Genomic DNA, 20,798 nt, shown 5'->3' on the forward strand with positions numbered 1-20,798 from the left:
CAGGAGAAGAAGTTACATGTCATTTTTAATGGAAAATATTTCCATGTTAATCGCTATGATGGGCACAGGAGTCGTCGCTGGGCTGTTGGCGGGGTTATTAGGTGTCGGCGGTGGTATTGTTATCGTTCCCGTTCTATTTTTCCTTTTTCAGGGTCTTGGCGTCAGTCCAGAATCTGCAATCGTCGTTGCCACAGCGACATCTCTGGCCACTATTATTCCAACTTCAATTAGCTCAATTCGCTCACACAAGGCGAAAGGCAATGTCGATTTTGATTTGCTAAAACAGCTCGGTTTCTTTGTTTTTATCGGTGTACTGGTCGGCAGTTACCTTGTTACTCAAGTCGACGGAGAACTGCTTACACTAATGTTCGGCATTATCGCGACGCTTTCTGCCATCAACATGTTGGTTGGGCGCAAAGAAGCGCTATTTTCATCGCTGCCGGGTAAGTTTGGCCGTGGTGTCATTGGCTATTTCATCGGTTTTTTCAGCAGTATGGTTGGCATCGGAGGCGGCACTCTGACCGTCCCGACGCTGACATTTTGCAACTATCCCGCACATAAAGCGGTCGGGACAGCTGCGGCGGTCGGTTTGATCATTTCACTTCCGGCCGCGATCACCATGTTGTTGTTTGGACAAAGTCCTGCTGACGCTCCGTTTGCTACCTTCGGTTTGGTTAACTTGATCGGCTTTATCTTTATTGTTCCGTTAACCGTATTTTTCGCTCCAATAGGCGCAGGAATCGCAAGTAAATTAGACGCCGCAAAGCTCAAAAAAGTGTTTGCCGTCGTATTAATTATCACAGGCTTACGCATGTTGTATCAGGCTTTGTTCTAAACCAAAACCTACATTGCGAGTCGCACAGCGAGCTTTTTCAGAACTTTTCAGGAGTGTACACATGCAACCTTTATCATTACCGCCTAGATTACTGATGGGGCCAGGCCCAATAAATTGCTACCCACGCGTGCTCTCAGCAATGTCCACTCAATTGGTCGGTCAGTACGATCCTACCATGACCGACTATATGAACGATGTCATGGCGCTTTATCGTCAAGTTTTTAACACCCAGAACGAACAGACATTTTTGATCGACGGGACGTCTAGAGCGGGAATTGAAGCTGCGATTGTTTCCATTCTTGAACCCGGAGACAAAGTGCTTGTTCCGATTTTTGGGCGCTTTGGGCATCTGCTCGCCGAAATCGCTGAACGAGCCGATGCTGAGGTTCATACTATCGAGATCCCTTGGGGAGACGTGTTTAAACCTGAGCAAATCGAAGATGCGATCAAAAAAGTTCAACCTAAATTACTTGCGATCGTCCAAGGCGATACATCGACAACCATGTTACAACCGCTTGAGGAGCTGGGCGCGATATGTCGTGCTCACGATGTTCTGTTTTACACAGATGCAACCGCATCGATCGCGGGAAACCCTTTCGAAACAGACAAGTGGCAAATTGATGCTGTGAGTGTGGGTTTACAGAAATGTCTCGGTGGCCCTTCTGGCAGTGCGCCCATCTCATTGAGTGAGCGCTTTGTTCACAGTGTCAGACAACGACACCATGTGGAAGCTGGCATACGCGATGCTCATCATAAAGACGCTAATGGCCAACGTATTAGATCTAATTACTTCGACCTTTCAATGATAATGGACTACTGGGGAGAGGAACGACTCAATCACCACACTGAAGCGGCAACCATGCTATTTGGGGCAAGAGAATGCGCGGTTGCTCTCTTAACTGAAGGACAAGATGCGGTTCTTAAACGACACCAACTTGCAGGGGATGCAATGCTGGCAGGCATTCAAGCAATGGGGCTAACTCCGTTTGGCGATCTTGATCACAAGATGGCAAACGTCGTTGGCGTCAATATTCCTGATTCAGTGGACGGCGAAGCCATTCGAAAGGAGCTGTTAACCACGTTTAACATTGAAATAGGGACAAGCTTTGGACCACTAAAAGGAAAAGTCTGGCGTATTGGTACAATGGGCTACAACGCTCGTCAAGATGCCGTCCTGCATACATTACAGTCTTTAGAAACTGTGTTACGACGCGGAGGTTGTAAACTGCCTCTGGGTGAAGCGGTGGATACAGCCATGTCGATCTATCGCAATGGGGACTAATATGGCGACATTTAGCGAGATCAACTATGCAGGCTTAGCGCGACAGGTTATGGAGCGTTGCGAAGAGCTTGGAAACATTAGCCAATCCGACGCTTATCTGGATCGTCGCTATCTTACTGCCGAACACAAGAAAGCGAATCAGAACGTAGAAAGCTGGCTTAAAAGTGCAGGTATGAAAACGTGGCAAGATGAAGCAGGTAACCTGTGGGGGCGCTACGAAAATCGTAATCCAAATGCCGAACGTTTTATTCTCGGAAGCCATTTAGATACCGTACCGAATGGCGGAAAATACGACGGTATGCTCGGCGTCATTGCGCCGCTCACTTTGATCGAGATGTATAACCAATGCGGTGTCGAATTCCCTTTTCATCTTGATATTGTCGGCTTTGGCGACGAAGAAGGCACTCGCTTTAGCTCAACCTTATTAGGCAGTCGAGCACTGACAGGACAGTGGCAGGATGAATGGGCGAACGTTGAAGACGACAACGGTACAAACCTAAGACAAGCGCTGCAAGATTTCGGGTTGGATTTTGACCTCGTTTCAAATGCCGAAATTGATACCGACGGGCTTATGGGTTATCTCGAATTGCATATAGAACAAGGCCCTGTTCTAGAAGACCACGATTTGCCAATCGGCATTGTCAGTGCAATTGCAGGCGCGAAACGTTTCGATTTCACGGTTAAAGGCATGGCAGGACATGCGGGAACCGTGCCTATGCCACTAAGGCAAGACGCACTTAGTGCAACCAGTGAGATGATTCTCGCCATTGAAAGAATTGCAACAGAACACGACATTGTCGCAACCGTAGGAAGAATTTCCAATAAGCCAAATGGCGTCAATGTCATCTCTGGTCTTACAGAGTTTTCTTTGGACATTCGAAGTGCTTCTGATGAACAGCGTGATATCGCTTTATCTGACATTTTTCTCTCATTGGGAACAATCGCGTCTCAACGAAACGTAGCATTGTCATCCCGCCAAACACACAGTGCCAGCGCGGTTCATTGTGATGAAAAACTTCAAGCTATCTTAAAACACGCGATTGAAGACGCGGACTACACACCATTTACACTGCTCTCAGGTGCCGGCCACGATGCTATGGCCATCGCTGATATTTGCCCTGTTGCCATGCTGTTTATGCGTTGTGACAAAGGCATTAGCCATCACCCAGCGGAAGCGATTATGGAGTCCGATGTAGAAGTGACGCTCGAAGTGCTTGATAGAGCACTGCGCAAGATTGGAAAGTAAGTCATTAATAATCGATGCTGAAGAAAATACTGAAAATATTCTTAGAGCACCGTTATCACAATGAGAAGAGAGCAACTGAGAAACGCTATGAAAATCACACGGATCTACAATGATGCTAACGGCAACAGCCATTTTGGTGAGTTAAACATTGCTTTGAAAGACGGCGGAGCGATTGGCTTTTTGTCTGAAAAATTCCCTGTAGGCAATCTCATATTTCGAGAAACACCCGCAGACTACGATTTTAAATGGCACCCCGCTCCGACTCGACAATTTTTGTTCATTTTAAAAGGTCGATGCGAATTTACCGTGTCTTCCGGAGAAGCACGTCAATTTGGCGGTGGAGATTTAATCCTATTGGAAGACACCGAGGGCCAAGGACATTGTAGCAAGGCTTTATTTAACGAAGTCCGACATTCAATCTTTGTGACTGTGCCAGAAGGTGTTACGTTCTGACATTGTATTACGGTTAAGTGATGCAGAGAATTCTTATAAGTCTGGAATAAATCCATTTAAAGCAACGATCAGCAGTGATACAAACAATGGTTACTTTAAATGGATTGACGTTCAAGCTCAGTAAGTTGCCTTGAAAAAACGCCTTTCAGGCTCTTTACGTAACAGTTTACGCCTTAAGCGTAAACGCCTCTGCAAGCGTTTTCTTCAGCTCTGCATCCAAGTCTTCATCTTTGATCTTGCCCGCTTCTAAGTCGAATACGTCGTAGAATTTAGGCACCGATAAGCTGCCTTTTACATCCGCTGCGAAGTACGGTGCTGAGCCTACAGCCGATGCAAGAACATTTGCAGCCCCAGCACCACCAGGAGAAGACGCAAGCAATACCATTGGAGTGTTCTGATACACTTTCATATCAATGCGTGAAACCCAGTCGAATATATTTTTAAATGCGGCGGAATACGAACCGTTGTATTCTGCAAATGAGATAATAATGCCATCCGCTTCACCGATTTTATTAAAAAATTTCGTTGCTAGTTCCGGTATGCCTTCTTCATTGCGCTCAGGGCTGTAAATAGGCATTTCGTAATCATTGATGTCTAAAATCTCGACCTCTGTCGCTTCGACCAATGAAGCTGCATAGGTGGCAAGTTGTTTGTTTATCGACTTTTTGCTGTTGCTGGCAGCGAAGGCTAGTAGTTTCATGCTTTTTCTTTCTCCATCTGATTAATGCGTCAGTGTTGACGTATTTTTATGCTATTCACTATAAATGAAATATAAGACCGGAATAAGACCCTTACTATGAACGGTTTGTTTCCATTAGGTCACTAATCTCAGTATTCACATCGATTACATTGAAGGCGGATGGTTTTCCATCCAATGTTTGGCGATATCGCTGCGCTTTGTAATCCAAACGCCCTCGTGAGATTGCACGTAATCGAGAAAGCGTTTTAGCCCCATAAAACGACTCGGTTTACCAATCGTGCGACAATGTAATCCAATTGACATCATTTTTGGTGCCGTTGCACCTTCTTCGTACAGGCAATCAAAGCTGTCTCGGAGGTAATCAAAAAATTCCGTACCGTGACTGAACCCATACGGAGAAGCAAAACGCATGTCGTTACAGTCTAATGTATAGGGAATCACAAGATGTGGTTTCGTTTTCATAGCGTCTTCGTGATGGGGAACTTCCATCCAAAAGGGTAGATCATCGCCATAATAATCCGAATCGTACTGCAACTGCGGCTGCTCCGAGACCAACTTACGCGTATTTGGGGAATCACGTCCGGTATACCAACCAATGGGCTTAACTCCGGTAACGTCCTCGATCAGAGCTAATGCTTCACGCATGTGTTCTCGCTCCTGTTCGATGGGCATGTCTTGGTAGTGAATCCATTTTAAACCATGACAAACGACTTCGTGACCTGCCTCAACAATGGCTTTCGCAACATCCGGGTTGCGCTGTAAGGCCGTCGCAATGGCAAAAATTGAAAGCGGTATTCCGCGTTTCTCAAACTCATTGAGAATCCGCCATACGCCTGTACGAGAACCGTACTCGTACAACGACTCCATGCTCATGTGACGATCTTTAAAAGGTTGTGCACCAAAAATATCCGATAGAAAAGTCTCCGCGTGTTCATCTCCATGAAGCACACAGTTTTCTCCGCCCTCTTCAAAATTCAGAACAAATTGAAGCGCTATGCGTGCTCCATTAGGCCACTCGACATTAGGCACGTCATCGCGGCCGTAACCCTTATAATCCCGCTCTAAGTAATTTTTCATATCGTCACTCACCCTGTTTCAATACAAAAAATACAAGCAAAAAACAAACCAAATGGTCAGTTTTTGGACAAAAAAATACCCGCAATACGTTGAGCAAAGCGGGCATCTTCTGTTTCTGAATCGAGGCTTAGATTAGTGAGTTAACATCACTAAATAATCTGGAGCCACGACTCTAAAATCGATAGACATAGTAATGCTTAAAGCCGTTACTGTAATGATGGAAAAGAAGAACACTTGACGCGCCCATCCATTCACATCGATATCTTTACGATATCCACGCAGCGCCATTGCCAACCACCATAAGCTGGTTGCAGCAGCCACGACCATAAACCCAACGCCTACATAGCCAGTTAGAGGTAACAAAGCGGTTACCAATCCAAATACGGCAATGTACAACACAATGTGGTGCTTGGCTTTTTGGATTCCTTCGGCAACAGGTAATACCGGAATACCTGCCGCGGCATAATCCTTATATCGGAAGATAGCGATGGCATAAGAATGAGGCATTTGCCACAAACTGAACATCACTAATAAGATCGCTGCAGCAGCATCAAACTGGCCTGTCACAGCACAGTATCCCACAACAGGAGGAACCGCTCCGGACAAACTGCCTACTAATGTGCCGTAGACGGAATGACGCTTAAAGTACAAGCTATAAAGTCCGACGTAGACGAAGTAGCCGAAAGCAGAAAAGAACACAGCAACCATATTGGTAAAATAAGCCAGCATAGCAAAGCCGATAATTCCCAATACAATCCCATGTGCAAGCGCTGCTCTCAGCGACATTTCACCGGTCACAGTGACTCGGTTTCGCGTACGTTGCATCTTCGCATCAATATCTCGGTCGATACAGTTGTTCACTGCACAGCCCGACGCTACTACCAAAGACAAACCAATGACAGTAACCAACATCAAAAACCAATCGATATCGCCACGAGCGGCTAGAAAAAAGCCGCCCGCAACCGAAATCAAATTGCCCATAATAATGCCGGGCTTGGTGACCTTAAGATAACGATCAAAAATAGAATGACCGTTATCTTTTTGCGAGGATAAAGTTCGCTTAGTCATCAATAATGCCTAGTACATCATCATCAATACAGATTCGTAGATAATCCAAATAGACAATGCTACGACCATAACGATAATAATGGCGGTAAATATAAAGGACAAAGTATCCAGCTTACCTTCTTTCGTGAAGTTCAAGTGCAAGAAGTACTTCAAATGTACGAAGATCTGAACAACGGCTGTCACAACAATAACAGCGAATAAAGTTGCGCGATCGAAAGCACTTGTCATAACGGCCCAGAAAGGAATGACGGTCAAAACAACCGACAATACAAAGCCAACGACATATGAACTTACGCTACCGTGAGCGTCATGTGAATCGTGATCATGCTGACTCATTTACATAGCTCCCATTAAGTAGACGAAAGAGAATACACAAATCCAGATAACGTCTAGGAAATGCCAGAACAAGCTTAAGCAGCTTAAGCGAGTCACTGTGCGGTTTTCTAGCCCGCTCTTAGATACTTCGCAGAACATCACGATGATCCAAATCATACCAGCGGTAACGTGGAATCCGTGAAGGCCAACTAATGAGAAGAAGGCTGTTAGGAATGCACTCTTATCAGGACCGTGACCAGCGTGGATCAAGTGATGGAATTCATAGACTTCCAAGCCTAGGAAGACTGCACCAAAGACAAAAGTGACCGCTAACCAAAATAGCGTGCCGCCTTTATTCTTTTTGTAAGCGCTAATCATCGCAAAGCCGAACGTAATCGAACTAAACAACAGTGCAGCAGTACCGCCACCAACCAATGTTAAGTCGAAAATATCCTTACCTGATACTCCGCCCGCAGTGTTCATGAAGAGCACTGCATATGTAGCGAAGAAACATGAGAACAGAATGCAGTCTGTCATCAGGTAGATCCAGAAACCGAACGTGGTATTACGACCGGTATCGTGGTGCTCTTCGTGGTGCGCATCAGCATGCGCAGACATGTTAGTACTCATGATTACCCCTTAGCCACGTTGTCCAGGTGAGCGTTCTCGATACGAGCCACTTCATCTGGTTGTACGTAGTAGTCAGTATCTTTCGCGTAAGCACGCATGATAAAGGCTACGATTAGACCGATGAAACTTGCACCCGCTAACCACCAAATGTGCCAGATCATAGCGAAACCAAATGCCGTTGCGATTGCACCCATAATTGGGCCAGCATTTGTGTTGCTTGGCATATGTATAGGCTCATAACTTTCTTCGCGCTTGTATGCGGTGCCTTTTTCTTTCATGTCAGTAAACGTATCGATGTCGTCAACATGAGGAATTTTAGCGAAATTATAGAACTGTGGCGGAGAAGACAAAGACCATTCCAACGTGTGGCCATTCCATGGATCGCCCGTTTTGTCCAAGTTCTTGTCTTTTTGAATAAAACCAAGAATAAGTTGAACAAACTGAGCAGCAATACCCAATGCAATGATGAACGCACCGCCGGCAGCAATGTATAGCCAGATGTTCCAGTCAGGGTTATCCGTGTGGTTTAGACGACGAGTCATACCTAGGAAACCAAGTACATACAAAGGCATGAAAGCGACGAAGAAACCAATGAACCAACACCAGAAAGAGAACTTACCGATCTTAGGATTCAAGTGGAAGCCCATTGCTTTAGGGAACCAGAATGCGAAGCCAGCTAGGTAACCAAATACCGCACCACCAATAATCGTGTTATGGAAGTGGGCAATTAGGAACAAGCTGTTATGCAATACATAGTCAGCGCCAGGAATCGCTAATAGAACGCCCGTCATACCACCAACAGAGAAGGTGATGATGAAACCGATTGTCCAAAGCATTGGCGGTTCCATACGAACACGACCTTTGTACATGGTAAACAACCAGTTGAACAGCTTCACACCTGTTGGTACGGCAATGATCATGGTCATAATACCGAAGAAGGCGTTAACGCTCGCGCTGGATCCCATCGTGAAGAAGTGATGCAACCATACGATGAATCCAAGGATGGAAATCGCACCACTGGCGTATACCATCGACTTGTAGCCGAACAATCGCTTACCGGTGTAAGTCGAAACAATTTCCGAGAAGATACCAAACGCTGGCAATACCAGAATGTATACTTCTGGGTGACCCCAAGCCCAAAACAGGTTGATGTACATCATTGAGTTTCCACCTAAATCATTCGTGAAGAAGTGGAAATCAAGATAACGATCAAGCGTTAGCATCGCTAGCGCTGCTGTTAAGATAGGGAACGAAGCAACGATCAGTACGTTGGCCCAAGTACAGGTCCAAGTAAAGATCGGCATTTGCATTAGTTTCATGCCTGGTGCACGCATCTTGATAACAGTTACCAAGAAGTTAACACCCGTTAGCGTTGTACCGATACCAGATATCTGGAGAGCCCAGATATAGTAGTCGACCCCGACACCGGGACTGAATTCAAGACCAGACAATGGCGGATAAGCCACCCAACCAGTCATTGCAAATTCACCAAGCCCCAAAGAGATGTTTACTAGAACAGCACCTGAAACGGCTAGCCAGAATGACAAGTTGTTCAGGAACGGGAATGCCACATCTCGTGCGCCAATTTGCAACGGTACAACAATGTTCATCAAACCGATCATAAATGGCATCGCCATAAAGATGATCATGATAACACCGTGTGCGGTGAAAATTTGGTCATAGTGATGAGGAGGCAGATAACCCTCGCTACCATTCGTCGCCACAGCAAGCTGTGTACGCATCATGATGGCGTCAGCAAAACCACGGATCAGCATCACGAACGCAAGAATGATGTACATGATACCTAGACGTTTATGGTCAACAGACGTTAACCATTCGCGCCATAGCCATCCCCACTTTTGCAATTTAGTGATAAGGCCAAACAAGGCCGCACCACCGATCGCAATCACGATCAACGTACCGATAACGATAGGATCGTGTGGGATTGAATCCCAGGATAGTTTACCTAACAAGTTCATTAGTGAGACGCCTCTTCAGTTTTAGGGGCTATACGCTCAGGCAGCACAACACCTTCCGGTTTTGTTGCGCCGTATTCAGGCTTACCGTAGAAATCGATACGACCCATATCGCCCATGTATTCCCAGATGATGTCGAAGAACAAACCATCTTTCACAGTACCGAAATACTCAACAGGGTGATATTCAGTCGGTTCAACAAGTTTCTCGTAGCGCTCAGTTGAAAGCGCTTCGCCACTTGTTTTTACCTTCTCAACCCAAGCGTTGAAGTCTTCTTTCGTTGGCGTTGCAATTGCTTTGAACTTCATGCCAGTGAAACCATGGCCTGAATAGTTCGAAGAAATACCGTCGAACGTACCCGCTTCATTAGCGATCAGGTGCAATTTAGTTTCCATTCCTGCCATTGAGTAGATTTGGCTACCCAGTTGCGGAATGAAGAAAGAGTTCATCGTACCCGCTGACGTTATTTTGAATTCAACAGGCACATCTTTAGGGAATGCCAGTTCATTCACAGTCGCAATTCCTAGATCTGGGTAAATGAATAACCATTTCCAGTTCAAAGAAACGACTTCAACCGTCATGTGGTCTTCGTCTGATTCAATAGGCTTGTATGGGTTCAACGCATGCGTTGATTTATAAGTGATAACCGCCAAAATGATAATAATGACGATTGGAATGCCCCATACAACGGCTTCGATTTTAGTAGAGTGGTCCCACTTTGGTTCGTAAGCCTCACCACTGCCTTCGCGGTATTTCCATGCGAAGTAAAGCGTCATAAGGATTACTGGGATAACTACAAGCAGCATCAGGATAGTCGCTGTAATGATCAGCTCTTTCTCCTGAGCACCGATTGAGCCTTTCGGGTCCAGCACTCCACCTTGACAGCCTGCTAGCAATGCTACCAATGCCGCCAACGCGATTTTACTTAAGTTACGAGTTAACAAGAGATTCATCCTCTAACCCTATTATTTACAAAGGCTGCAAACCTAAAGGATTGCAGGCGTTCGGTCCGACCGGTAGCCGGAAACTTCCAAACCCAACGTAACACCTCATTTCATTCATCCTATATAAAAACGCCATAAAGGATGATCCAGATCACATAGGGAATGATTATTCCTTATACGAACTGAATAGAAATTTGGTACACGTTAAGCGGAAAAAGGTGGCGCTCGGGTGGAATGTAGCCTTCGATGAAATGAGGGTTTTACCTCTTCATTTAGCACTACATATCCCACACTTTCAAATGGTTGAAAGAGCGCAATTTGCTCGCTGTTCATGACGAACCAGCAAACAAACATAAATAGGCTGATGACACCCCAGAAAATGTACAGGGCGTATATAGGAATGTCCTTAAGGACACTATGGAAGAAATCACTGGGGTCATAAAAGCCGCAATGAGGAAATATGATCAAGTTGGCCGTAACAACAGCATATACAAATGCATACAGGCGAGCACCCCACTTCGCATTGCGAAGGGGCTGAATCCACTCGTTTGTGCTGTTCTGCATGAATGTATTCGCCATAATAGCTCTCACGACCTACTCTAAACTCTGTCTGCGACAAATTTCCGTTAATTATTGGAGTAATTCGATTTACGGAATTTATTTCGAGGAAGTGTACACATTTGTCGCCATTTGCTCCAGTCCCGATTTAAATATTGGGGTATTTTCGAACGTTTTTATTCGTAAACAGGTCGAATTACATCGTTTACACTGCGTATTAATAAAAAACACGTGGAATGCTCCAATAATTTTGTTTTTTGAGTAATACGGATCAAGATGTTATGATATAACATTATAATATTCATAGAACTGTTCATTTTGATACAGTCTTATACACTTTAGATACGGACAATCACCCATAAAGGTTCATTAACAATGTCTTTTAAAAAGATGCATGCGGCATTCGCTAGCTTAATCATTTTCTTTGCATCCAATATGTATGCAGACACGCCAACTTCCAGTAACACAATTAAGGTCAATGCTGCCTTTGAGTTTAACAGCATAGACCCTTCTGTAAGCGGTTATTTATATACGCGTATGCAGGTTTTAGAAACATTAGTTGATGTTAACGCCGATGGTAATCTAACCGCTGGACTGGCGACATCATGGACAACTTCAGACGACGGTCTAACTTGGAGCATCAATCTGCGCCCTGATGTTGTCTTCCATAATGGTCAGAAAATGACCGTTAAAGACGTTATAAGCAGCTTGAAAGTTGCTAAGAGAAAACAGGGACCTCTTAAATCTGCGCCAATAGACAGTATCCTTGCGGGTGATCAGGGTGAGCTGGTTATCTCGCTAACAAAACCATATAAAGTGCTTCCTGCCGCTCTAGCGCACTACTCTACTTCAATTCTTCCTGCAAAAAGCTATAGCTTCGATGATAAGTTGACTGAGCTCGTGGGCACAGGGCCGTACAAAATGTATGAGTTCAAACCACCTCATAAGCTGGTAGTGGAGAAATTTGATCAATATTGGGGACAAGTCGCTTCTGTTCCATTCGCAAGTTATTTGACAGGCCACCGAGCAGAAGCACGCGTTCTGCAAGCTCGCAGTGGGCAAGCCGATATTGTATTTGGGCTAGACCCAGCAGCGGCACCAATGCTAGCTCGTTCTAATCGAGTCGAAATCATTCAGTCTAAGTTGCCTCGCACTCTGGTTCTTAAAGTCAATGCGGCGCACCCATTTTTGAAGGAAGTCCAAGCTCGGCAGGCGCTTAGTTTAGCCATTGAGCGTAAGGGCATTTCCATGGCGGTTCTGAGAACTCCAGATTCAGCCACAACGCAGCTACTGCCATCCTCTATGTCGAACTGGTTTATTCCTAACGCACCAAAAGTAGACAAAGACCTTGATCAAGCCCGTGCTCTTCTAAAAGAAATTGGTTGGGAAGAAAACAGTGACGGTATATTGCAGCGTGACGGCCAACCGTTTGCTCTTCACCTCATTACCTATGCGGATCGCCCTGAATTAACCACCGTAGCGACCGCTTTACAGGCGCAATGGAAAAAACTGGGAGTGGATCTAAAAGTAGACATTACGAACTCCAGTGCGATTCCTGCAGGACATCAAGATGGGACGCTAAACCTAGCGCTTATTGCCCGTAATTACGGATTTATTGTTGATCCTCTTTTAACACTGATTAAAGACTTCGGACAAGAATCAGGTGGTGATTGGGGGTCAATGAACTGGCACAATCCGCAAATTCAAGTCGCTCTTAAGGGGCTGGTAAACGAAAATAACCCTGATCGCTACCGAGCAACAGCTCAAGCCTTTGCTGAAGCCGTCGCGACAGAATTACCTGTCATTCCGATTGCCTCTTACACTCAACAGACGTCCGTTAATAAACGCATTGAAGGCTTTCGTTTTGATCCATTCGAACGTAACTTCTATCTGAACAAGATAACCATTAAGTAACCTATGAAAGACCTGTTATTTAAACGTTTTATACAGCTCATTATGGTTGCTTGGGGGGTCGGGACGCTGACCTTTATTCTGATGCGTTCGCTTCCGGGTGACATGGCGTATCGATTGGCTGCCAGTCGATACGGTCAGGATAATTTCGACTCATCAACTGCCGAGCTCATTCGCCACGAGCTCAAATTAGATCAAAGTGCATGGAGTGCTTACTTCTCATGGTTAGGCGATTTACTTCAGCTAAACCTTGGTAATTCAATGGTCAGTGACTTACCCGTTATGGACACACTTTCTCACATGCTAGGGCATTCATTGCTTTTAGCCGGAGTCGGCATGATCATAGCCATACTGTTGGCGTTTCCATTGGGCCTTTGGGCTGCAAAATACGGAGGCTGGGCGGACAGACTCACTCTGCTTTTTTCCACGTCTGTCAGAGCGTTACCTGTGTTTGTCATAGGCGTATTGCTTATATTGGTCTTTTCACTGGAACTTGAATTGCTGCCCGTTGCAGGCTTTGGTACACCCGCTCATTTGATTCTCCCTTCGCTGGCGCTGGCTATCTCATTGGCTGCAGTTTCAAGTCGAATCATACGCAACGAAGCCAAACGTGTTTTCAATTCATCATTCTTTGAGTTCGCTCAGATCAAAGGCTTGTCTACACGAAAAGCTTTTCAAAGACACGGATGGAGGAACCTACTTGTCCCCGTTATTGCCTTTTTTGCTATTCAGTTGATTACTGTTGTGGAAGGCGTTGTGATGATCGAATCATTGTTCTCTTGGCCGGGGATCGGACATGGGCTTGCACATGCTATTTTCGCCAGAGACATTCCTATTATTCAGGGTGCTGCCTTGCTTATGGGCATTATGTTTGTCGTGCTTAACACGCTCGTAGACATAATCAGCTATTACTTGGATCCTCGAATTAAGCAAGAGTTTTCAGAATGATGTATACAGAAGCTAATTCACCTCCGACACCGACGTTCCGACCTACTAATAGAGTGAAAAAAGCGTTCCGTTCAGCGACGTCCCAACAGTGGTTTGGTTTCGCGATCCTCGCGACCTTACTGATATTTTCGTTCTTAGCCCCGCACTTTGTCTCCGTTGACGGTGCCGAACAAGATTTGGGCGCCATTTTAACCTCACCTAACGCAGAGCACTGGCTCGGTACCGACCATTTTGGTCGCAGTATGTGGGTTCGCCTTGCAGATGCCATCGCACTGTCGTTTGGTCTTGCCGCATTGTGTGTCCTTACTGCTTCGACAGCAGGTATCGCACTGGGCGTACTGTCCGCATGGTTCCCAACCCGCTTTGGAAAGGTTGTCGAATTACTCACAACCATTTTGCTCGCCTTACCAGGCCTAGTACTGGTTTTGATTTTTGCCGCGATCGTACCCGGCTCCTTCTGGATGCTTTACTTTGCGATCGCACTGATCCAATGGGTGGAATACTACCGAGTCGTACGAGCAATCTGCCAACCTCTTATTCATTCGCCCGAAATGGAAGCATCGCAGCTGATGGGATTCGGTCGTTGGTATTGCTTTAAACGCCATTTACTGCCCGCGATCTTACCTCAAGTTCTAACCATTGCTGCATTTGGTGCTGCAAATGCCATCTTGATGATGGCGTCGTTGGGGTTTGTCTACGTCGGTATTCAACCGCCGCTAGCAGAGCTGGGCTTGATGACCGTTGAGCTTTTCCCATACTACAGCGACGCGCCTTGGTTACTCGCAGAACCCTTAGTCAGCCTTGCGGCTATGGTTCTTGGTTGTCAGCTGCTAGGGAGACGCAACGCATGAGCCTTTTAAACATCTCAAATGTGTCGGTTTATGTCGGTGACACTCAATTACTTGCTCCCGTGACACTTACGCTGCAAGAAGGCGAACGCCTTACTATTTTAGGGCAGACAGGTTCCGGAAAAAGTCTTTTAGCCCAAGCAATCATGGGGAATCTGCCTAAAGCACTCACACGACGTGGCCAAATCGACCTTTTCGGAAAAACCAATCTTTCGCTTAAGGAACAAAAGGCAATGTGGGGCAAACAAATCAGTATGCTTCCGCAAGAACCTTGGAACTCGTTAGACCCGTTGATGAGCGCCGAACGCCAGTTAACCGACACAGAATACTATGTGGCCGGAAAGACATGGTCGACCGCGTTATCCGATTCGCTCGCAAAGCTGAAAAAGCTGGGGTTAGGTCACATCGGTCAAAAACGAGTTGATCAACTGTCAGGCGGTATGGCTCAACGTGTTGCTATTGCCTGCGCAACTGCTGGCGGCGCAAAGCTTGTCATAGCAGATGAGCCAACAAAAGGCTTAGATGTATCTCGTCGTGATCAAGTTGTTGCTTCGTTAAAAGAACAAACAGAGGGTGGCGCACTACTGACGATCACCCATGACGTTGCCGTTGCAAGACAATTACCCGGTAAGCTTATGGTGGTAAAAAATGGGCGCGTTGTTGAGCAAGGAGAATCAAACGACATTCTGTCCAACCCCGCTCACGATTTTACCAAAGCGCTGATTGAAGCCGACCCTTTGCAATGGCCTAACAGCGAGAACTTAGCGTCTAGCCAAGAAAAACTTATTTCTGCGGACGCTATTTCCGTCAAACGAGGCAAACAAACACTCTTTAATGGACTCTCTCTCGATATTCATAAAAACGAGGTTGTTGGCATTGTAGGCGACAGTGGTTGTGGCAAGAGCACGTTAGGAGATGCGCTCCTTGGACTATTGCCCGTTGAAAGCGGCTGCGTTGTAAAGCATGAGGAGACTCAACCACAGCGCTGGCAAAAGCTCTATCAAGACCCGACGGCCTCGGTCACGCATTCTGTTTCATTGCAAACCTTGCTAGAGGATCTCATTAAGTTACATAAGTTGGATGCAAGCAAAGCCACGCCGCTTATGAAACGCTTAGGGCTAACCCATGAGCTGATGCAACGTACAGCATCGGAAGTGTCTGGAGGGGAGCTACAGCGCTTTTGTTTGCTGCGCGCCTTGATGCTAGAGCCCGTGTTTTTATTTGCAGATGAGCCGACTTCGCGGCTTGATCCATTAACTCAAAAAGACGTCAGTGAACTACTGGTTCAAGTGGCAAAAGAGCAAGGCTGTAGTGTTGTTCTCGTCAGCCACGACCCAAATATGATCGAAAAACGCTGTGACCGAGTGATCCGACTCTAAACACGTTCATCGAAACCTTGCAGAGGGTGTTTTTCACCTTCTTTTCGCGGGCAATTTTTGCCCGCTTTTTTATGCTTGTCACAAATGCAGAGTGATTCAGTGTCCACCGGTTTTAGAAAATAAGTTGATCACCACGACTCCGCCGAGAATCATCGCTATGCCAATAAACGCCGGTGCATCAAGCTTCTGCTCAAATAAGACCCAACCTAAAAGAGCCGTGAGTACAATGCCAAGCCCCGCCCAGATAGCATAAGCAATGCCCACTGACATCGACTTCAGTACCACCGATAAGAAATAAAATGCCACCGCATAACCAATCACAACGATCACACTCGGCACCAAGCGGCTAAAGCCATCACTGGCCTTTAAAGCGGTCGTCGCCATAACCTCAGCACCAATGGCAATAATAAGAAATAACCACGTTTTCATATCGCCCACCTCTTTAATATTTATTATCTGAATTTAAATACTTATTGTCTGAATTAAGGAGTAACCTCACTCTATCACGGCGAGGCGAAAAGCTTAGCATTGGTCGCGACATAAAAATTTGCGTATCAATCGGGATCTATCAACAGTACGATTCGAGGAACTTTTCTTTCCATTGCTGTCAGATTGAAGTACGAACGCCGTTTTAAACCCACTCTTGGAAATCAGTGTTGATATGAAAGCATTCGCCCAACGTGTTTCTCTTATGGCTCTATGCACTATCGCTGTCACTGCGTGCAGCGTTCCAGAAGATATTCGTCAGAATCAGGAAAAAACAGATCAAGTATTAGAAACGCCCGATTTGGTAAAAACGGCTTATGTTGACGCGCAGAATTCATTTGGGCCATACCGTTTGCACTACATGAGTAATGACCTACGCAAAAAATTCCGAAACACCGTTGTTTTCGTACACGGGACACCTGGGAGTTGGTCGAGTTTTTCCAAATACTATTTAGAAAAAGATTTAGAACATGAGTTCCGACTTATCTCCGTAGATCGACCCGGTTGGGGCGCATCAGGTTACGCGGGAGATTCTTTTCCTATCTCGTTGCAATCTCAGGCCACACTGATAAAACCGATGCTTAAAGCAATTTGGAGCCTGAATGACGAGCAAAAATTCACCTTAGTCGGGCATTCTCTAGGCGGATCACTTGTTCCCTTATTGGCGGCGGAATATCCTGAATATGTCAAAAACGTCATCATTCTCGCGGGTGATATTGACCCAGAGCTCGCTGCTGCTAGATGGTATAATCACGTTTTAGACTGGGTACCATCGGCGTTAATTCCAGACATGTGGAAGCATTCAAACGACGAAGTCCTCGCCCTTTCGGACAGTCTTGAGAACAGCCAAAGTAAATTCAAAACACTCACACAACCCGTTTTGGTCTTGCAAGGCACAGACGACGAGTTAGTCCGGCCAGGAAATGCACCTCTGGCACCTAAGCTGTTTGAAAATGCACCTGTCGAGGTGAAATGGCTAAAAGGCGCAAGCCACATCATAAACCTAACGCACGTGGATGATGTGAAAAACGCCATACGCGAACTGGCGCAAAAGGAGACAGACACTCAACCTAATATTTAAGCGCGTCTCAGCGAACTAATATTAATCTTTTTTACCACCGCTTTTAGAAAAAGCACGGCCAGAATCGCAGCACAGATCACTGAAAGCCCGTTTGCCATATCCGAGTGATCATGGCTATATGCCGGAACAATCGTAATAGATAGCTGTTCAAGCATATAATCTAACAAGAGGCCGAAAGACAATGCGCCTCCTATCACTCCGCCAAGATAACCGAACAAAGCACGTTTTCCGAGTTGGTGGGTTATCACCCCTAATGTGGCGATGTTTGTTGCTGGACCTGCCATCATAAAAACCAAAACTGCGCCGGGAGAAACGCCAGCAAGCATCAAGCCTGCCGCTATGGGAGTAGACGCCGTTGCACAAATATACATAGGCACAGAAATCAGGATCATTACAAGCATGGTCACAAAGCTATCCCCCCATTGAATCAGAAAATCCTTGGGTAAATACGTCTGAATCAATGCTGCGAAACCTAATCCAATCACCAGCCAAACCACCGTGTTTTCAATTAAATCCCCTGTCGCATAGGCAAAAGCGGATTTGGCTCGCTGGTAAATGCCGGATGAAGAAGGCGATTTTTCTGCGGTTGAGGTTTTCGAAGCGCAACAGTGAGATGAGCTCTCGCTATTGGCTTTAGGCTCTTCTAATTTCTTTTCTAGTCTCTTTTCTAATTTCTCTGGCGCGTGCTTTTGCGAGCAACAAGACGCTGCTGTCGATGAAGAAGAGTGCGACAAATTCGCCTCTTGATCACCTTTCTCCGATGACTCTGCTTGGTTTTTTCCAACTAAAAGTCCCGCAAGAATGGCACTAGACACCGCCGCAATTGGCCGCACAATGGCCATAATGGGCCCCATTAACGCGTAGGAAAGTGAGATAGAATCAACCCCTGTTTCGGGAGTCGACACAAGAAAGGACGTCGTTGCAGCTTTTGATGCACCGGCCTTGCGAAGTCCGATGGCCGCAGGGATCACGCCACAACTGCAAAGAGGCAATGGCGCGCCAAACAAAGCGGCTTTTATCACGGATTTAAGATCGTCTTGTCCGAGCTGGTCTTTCATCCAATTCATAGGAATAAACGCATTCATTAAGCCTGCCGCAATAAAGCCCAACAACAGCCATGGAGCCGAGATAAGAAACATATTCACAAGCTCATTTAGAAATGCCATACAGACCTCCATCATCTTCAAGTGTTTGCAAAATTGAACAGTTCAAAGCGCTTTCATCTCCACCGCAACAGGCATCCGACAGTACTTTAAGGGATCGCTCAAATGCTTGTAATTCAGAGATTTTGGTCTGAATTTGTGCGCGTTTCAGATCAACCAGCTCTTTAACATCGCCGCAGGCAAAGTCCACCTTATTTTGATCAAGCGAAATCAACTCCTTGATCTCAGCAAGACTGAACCCCACGCTTTTTGCTCTTAATATAAAAGAAAGGGTTTGCTGATCTTTATCCGAATACAAACGATAGCCAGATTCGCTTCGCTTAGACGGTGCCAGCAAACCGTTTTTTTCATAAAAACGCAATGTATCTGCGCTTACTCCAAGACGCTTCGCTAATGCTCCAATTTGATAATCCATTTACCACCTCACACAGTGTTCAATGCAACTAATGCTCAATATGTGAAAGTATAAACCTTAGAGTTATATCCAAGGTCAATGACTGACTATCAATTTGTTCAACACGCATTTTTTACACTTCTAGATTTCAATTAAACAGAATGTAAAGCCCGCGAAGTCGGGTTGTCACTCTCCTCGTTTGAATCGTTGAGCTTCACTTTGCGACGATCGATAATGCCGACTTAATGAGCGATCACGCGCTCGTTTCTCAGCAAGCGTCGCGCCGTTTCTTTCTTGCTCTCTTAAAAGTTTCAAATAGTTGGCTAAGCGTCGTTCATCAAGACTTCCCTGAGCCAAGGCATTCTGTACAGCACACCCTTTTTCAGATTGATGAGAACAATCACTAAAACGACATTGTCCTGCTAAAGAGTGAACATCGGCAAAAGCCTCATTTACACCCGATTCACAATCGCTAAGTTGCAGCTCACGCATTCCAGGCGTATCCAACAATACACCACCGTTAGGGATCATATGCAGGGTTCGTGACACCGTTGTATGTCGGCCTTTATCATCATCGTCTCGGATAGACGCCGTATTCTGTACGGATTCACCCAATAGTCCATTGATCAAAGTCGATTTTCCAACGCCCGATGATCCCATAACGGCAACGGTATTTCCCGCGGAGCATCCACGTTTTAGAAAAGCGAGGCTGCCTACATCAAGCGCATTAACCGCTTCCACAATCAGCAAAGGGTCTAATGATTGAACCTGCGAAACATAAGCATCCACATCCGCACACAAATCCGCTTTAGTGAGCACAACTGTAGGCTGTGCTCCCGCGTCTTTCACCATCGCTAAATACCGCTCAATGCGATTTAAAGAGAAATCGTTATTTAGCGAAGTCGTGATAAAAACCGTATCAACATTAGCGCAAATGTATTGTTCAGAAACCTTTTCTCCCGCCGCTCGACGTGAAAACAAAGACACTCTTTCCAACACTCGATCGATCCTACCGTCTCGCAACAGAACCCAATCACCAACCGTTAAACTGGGTATATCAGATGAATGTAAAGATGAGGTAAGCACACGCTGTTTGCCCTGATCGGAATAAAAATCTAAATGGCCACGATGCTGACCCGCAAGCCGTGCAGGAATACAGTAAGACAATTCTTCAAGGGAAAGTTGTTGTTGGAAAAAAGGAGTCCAACCTAATTGAGGTAGAGAGTAAATTTTAGTCATAACAAAGCCCTGATACAGGAAAAACCTGCATCCAAAGTGAATCCAAATTAAGACAGAAAGTCTTAAGTTAAGGAAGCCGGGCTATAAAAACGCTAAATTGGCTTAGCGAGCTGCCCGGAAGGTCTTTATTACAATCATGAACACCCTCCAGATAAAAATAATCAGTTGAGCCTTCAATGTAGAGAAGAGTAAGGCGTTAGTCAATCACGAAAGGCTGGTTACGTTGGGATACGTCACATTAATAGGCTAGAGAATATTCAAACGT

21 protein-coding genes are annotated in these 20,798 nt (G+C 45.7%); 9 read left to right on the forward strand and 12 right to left on the reverse strand.

Annotated features, from left to right (window positions below):
• Positions 1–16: 16 nt before the first annotated feature.
• From DFP79_RS10395 to DFP79_RS10410, 4 genes are all read left to right on the forward strand, one after another.
• Positions 17–835, forward strand: coding sequence for a sulfite exporter TauE/SafE family protein (locus DFP79_RS10395; RefSeq protein WP_133503885.1), 819 nt, complete (start codon positions 17–19; stop codon positions 833–835).
• A 61-nt stretch (positions 836–896) separates the two neighbouring features.
• Positions 897–2,117, forward strand: coding sequence for a pyridoxal-phosphate-dependent aminotransferase family protein (locus DFP79_RS10400; RefSeq protein WP_133503886.1), 1,221 nt, complete (start codon positions 897–899; stop codon positions 2,115–2,117).
• A gap of 1 nt (position 2,118) precedes the next feature.
• Positions 2,119–3,363, forward strand: a complete 1,245-nt coding sequence (locus tag DFP79_RS10405; RefSeq protein ID WP_133503887.1) for an allantoate amidohydrolase — start codon at positions 2,119–2,121, stop codon at positions 3,361–3,363.
• Positions 3,364–3,450: 87 nt separating this feature from the next.
• Positions 3,451–3,816, forward strand: coding sequence for a cupin domain-containing protein (locus DFP79_RS10410; RefSeq protein WP_133503888.1), 366 nt, complete (start codon positions 3,451–3,453; stop codon positions 3,814–3,816).
• Between the two features lie 166 nt (positions 3,817–3,982).
• On the opposite strand, the gene DFP79_RS10415 is transcribed toward DFP79_RS10410, so the two are convergent.
• The 8 genes from DFP79_RS10415 to DFP79_RS10450 all read right to left on the reverse strand — a co-directional run bounded on the left by DFP79_RS10415 (position 3,983) and on the right by DFP79_RS10450 (position 11,105).
• The gene (locus tag DFP79_RS10415; protein WP_133503889.1) at positions 3,983–4,516 is read right to left on the reverse strand and encodes an NADPH-dependent FMN reductase; all 534 of its coding nucleotides are present in this window, start codon (positions 4,514–4,516) and stop codon (positions 3,983–3,985) included.
• Positions 4,517–4,660: 144 nt separating this feature from the next.
• Positions 4,661–5,593 (reverse strand): allantoinase PuuE, encoded by a 933-nt coding sequence (gene puuE, locus DFP79_RS10420; protein ID WP_133503890.1) that lies wholly within the window; start codon positions 5,591–5,593, stop codon positions 4,661–4,663.
• A 132-nt stretch (positions 5,594–5,725) separates the two neighbouring features.
• Positions 5,726–6,661: a heme o synthase gene (gene cyoE / locus DFP79_RS10425; protein ID WP_208111413.1), complete on the reverse strand. Its 936-nt coding sequence runs from the start codon at positions 6,659–6,661 to the stop codon at positions 5,726–5,728.
• 9 nt (positions 6,662–6,670) lie between these two features.
• Positions 6,671–6,997: a cytochrome o ubiquinol oxidase subunit IV gene (cyoD, locus tag DFP79_RS10430; RefSeq protein WP_133503891.1), complete on the reverse strand. Its 327-nt coding sequence runs from the start codon at positions 6,995–6,997 to the stop codon at positions 6,671–6,673.
• On the reverse strand, positions 6,998–7,606 hold the full coding sequence (gene cyoC / locus DFP79_RS10435; protein ID WP_133503892.1) for a cytochrome o ubiquinol oxidase subunit III: 609 nt from the start codon (positions 7,604–7,606) through the stop codon (positions 6,998–7,000).
• A 2-nt stretch (positions 7,607–7,608) separates the two neighbouring features.
• Positions 7,609–9,585, reverse strand: a complete 1,977-nt coding sequence (cyoB, locus tag DFP79_RS10440) for a cytochrome o ubiquinol oxidase subunit I (protein ID WP_013659359.1) — start codon at positions 9,583–9,585, stop codon at positions 7,609–7,611.
• Positions 9,585–10,535 (reverse strand): ubiquinol oxidase subunit II, encoded by a 951-nt coding sequence (cyoA, locus tag DFP79_RS10445; protein ID WP_133503893.1) that lies wholly within the window; start codon positions 10,533–10,535, stop codon positions 9,585–9,587. The genes cyoB and cyoA overlap by 1 nt, the downstream gene beginning before the upstream one ends.
• 195 nt (positions 10,536–10,730) lie before the next feature.
• On the reverse strand, positions 10,731–11,105 hold the full coding sequence (locus DFP79_RS10450; RefSeq protein ID WP_133503894.1) for a hypothetical protein: 375 nt from the start codon (positions 11,103–11,105) through the stop codon (positions 10,731–10,733).
• A gap of 354 nt (positions 11,106–11,459) precedes the next feature.
• Between DFP79_RS10450 and DFP79_RS10455 the strand changes: the two genes are divergently transcribed.
• Genes DFP79_RS10455 through DFP79_RS10470 form a run of 4 tightly spaced genes read left to right on the forward strand, consistent with a single transcriptional unit; the run spans position 11,460 to position 16,170 of the window.
• Complete coding sequence (locus DFP79_RS10455; protein WP_133503895.1) at positions 11,460–12,998, forward strand: ABC transporter substrate-binding protein; 1,539 nt, start codon at positions 11,460–11,462, stop codon at positions 12,996–12,998.
• A 3-nt stretch (positions 12,999–13,001) separates the two neighbouring features.
• The gene (locus DFP79_RS10460) at positions 13,002–13,943 is read left to right on the forward strand and encodes an ABC transporter permease (RefSeq protein WP_133503896.1); all 942 of its coding nucleotides are present in this window, start codon (positions 13,002–13,004) and stop codon (positions 13,941–13,943) included.
• Positions 13,940–14,794, forward strand: coding sequence for an ABC transporter permease (locus DFP79_RS10465; RefSeq protein ID WP_133503897.1), 855 nt, complete (start codon positions 13,940–13,942; stop codon positions 14,792–14,794). Before DFP79_RS10460 ends, DFP79_RS10465 begins: the two co-directional genes overlap by 4 nt.
• Positions 14,791–16,170, forward strand: a complete 1,380-nt coding sequence (locus tag DFP79_RS10470; RefSeq protein WP_133503898.1) for an ABC transporter ATP-binding protein — start codon at positions 14,791–14,793, stop codon at positions 16,168–16,170. The genes DFP79_RS10465 and DFP79_RS10470 overlap by 4 nt, the downstream gene beginning before the upstream one ends.
• A gap of 96 nt (positions 16,171–16,266) precedes the next feature.
• On the opposite strand, the gene DFP79_RS10475 is transcribed toward DFP79_RS10470, so the two are convergent.
• Positions 16,267–16,599 (reverse strand): DMT family transporter, encoded by a 333-nt coding sequence (locus DFP79_RS10475; RefSeq protein ID WP_133503899.1) that lies wholly within the window; start codon positions 16,597–16,599, stop codon positions 16,267–16,269.
• A 232-nt stretch (positions 16,600–16,831) separates the two neighbouring features.
• On the opposite strand from DFP79_RS10475, the gene DFP79_RS10480 reads away from it, so the two are divergent.
• Positions 16,832–17,737 carry an alpha/beta fold hydrolase gene (locus DFP79_RS10480; protein WP_133503900.1) on the forward strand — a complete coding sequence of 302 codons (906 nt, stop codon included), beginning with the start codon at positions 16,832–16,834 and terminating at the stop codon, positions 17,735–17,737.
• Here the strand turns inward: DFP79_RS10480 and DFP79_RS10485 are convergent.
• The 3 genes from DFP79_RS10485 to rsgA all read right to left on the reverse strand — a co-directional run bounded on the left by DFP79_RS10485 (position 17,734) and on the right by rsgA (position 20,533).
• On the reverse strand, positions 17,734–18,903 hold the full coding sequence (locus DFP79_RS10485; protein ID WP_133503901.1) for an SO_0444 family Cu/Zn efflux transporter: 1,170 nt from the start codon (positions 18,901–18,903) through the stop codon (positions 17,734–17,736). The two genes, DFP79_RS10480 and DFP79_RS10485, sit on opposite strands and share 4 nt — an antisense overlap.
• Positions 18,887–19,315, reverse strand: a complete 429-nt coding sequence (zntR, locus tag DFP79_RS10490) for a Zn(2+)-responsive transcriptional regulator (protein ID WP_133503902.1) — start codon at positions 19,313–19,315, stop codon at positions 18,887–18,889. The genes DFP79_RS10485 and zntR overlap by 17 nt, the downstream gene beginning before the upstream one ends.
• Positions 19,316–19,480: 165 nt before the next feature.
• Positions 19,481–20,533: a ribosome small subunit-dependent GTPase A gene (gene rsgA / locus DFP79_RS10495; RefSeq protein WP_133503903.1), complete on the reverse strand. Its 1,053-nt coding sequence runs from the start codon at positions 20,531–20,533 to the stop codon at positions 19,481–19,483.
• Positions 20,534–20,798: the final 265 nt, after the last annotated feature.

The organism is Marinomonas balearica, from assembly GCF_004362145.1.
GTDB lineage: Bacteria > Pseudomonadota > Gammaproteobacteria > Pseudomonadales > Marinomonadaceae > Marinomonas > Marinomonas balearica.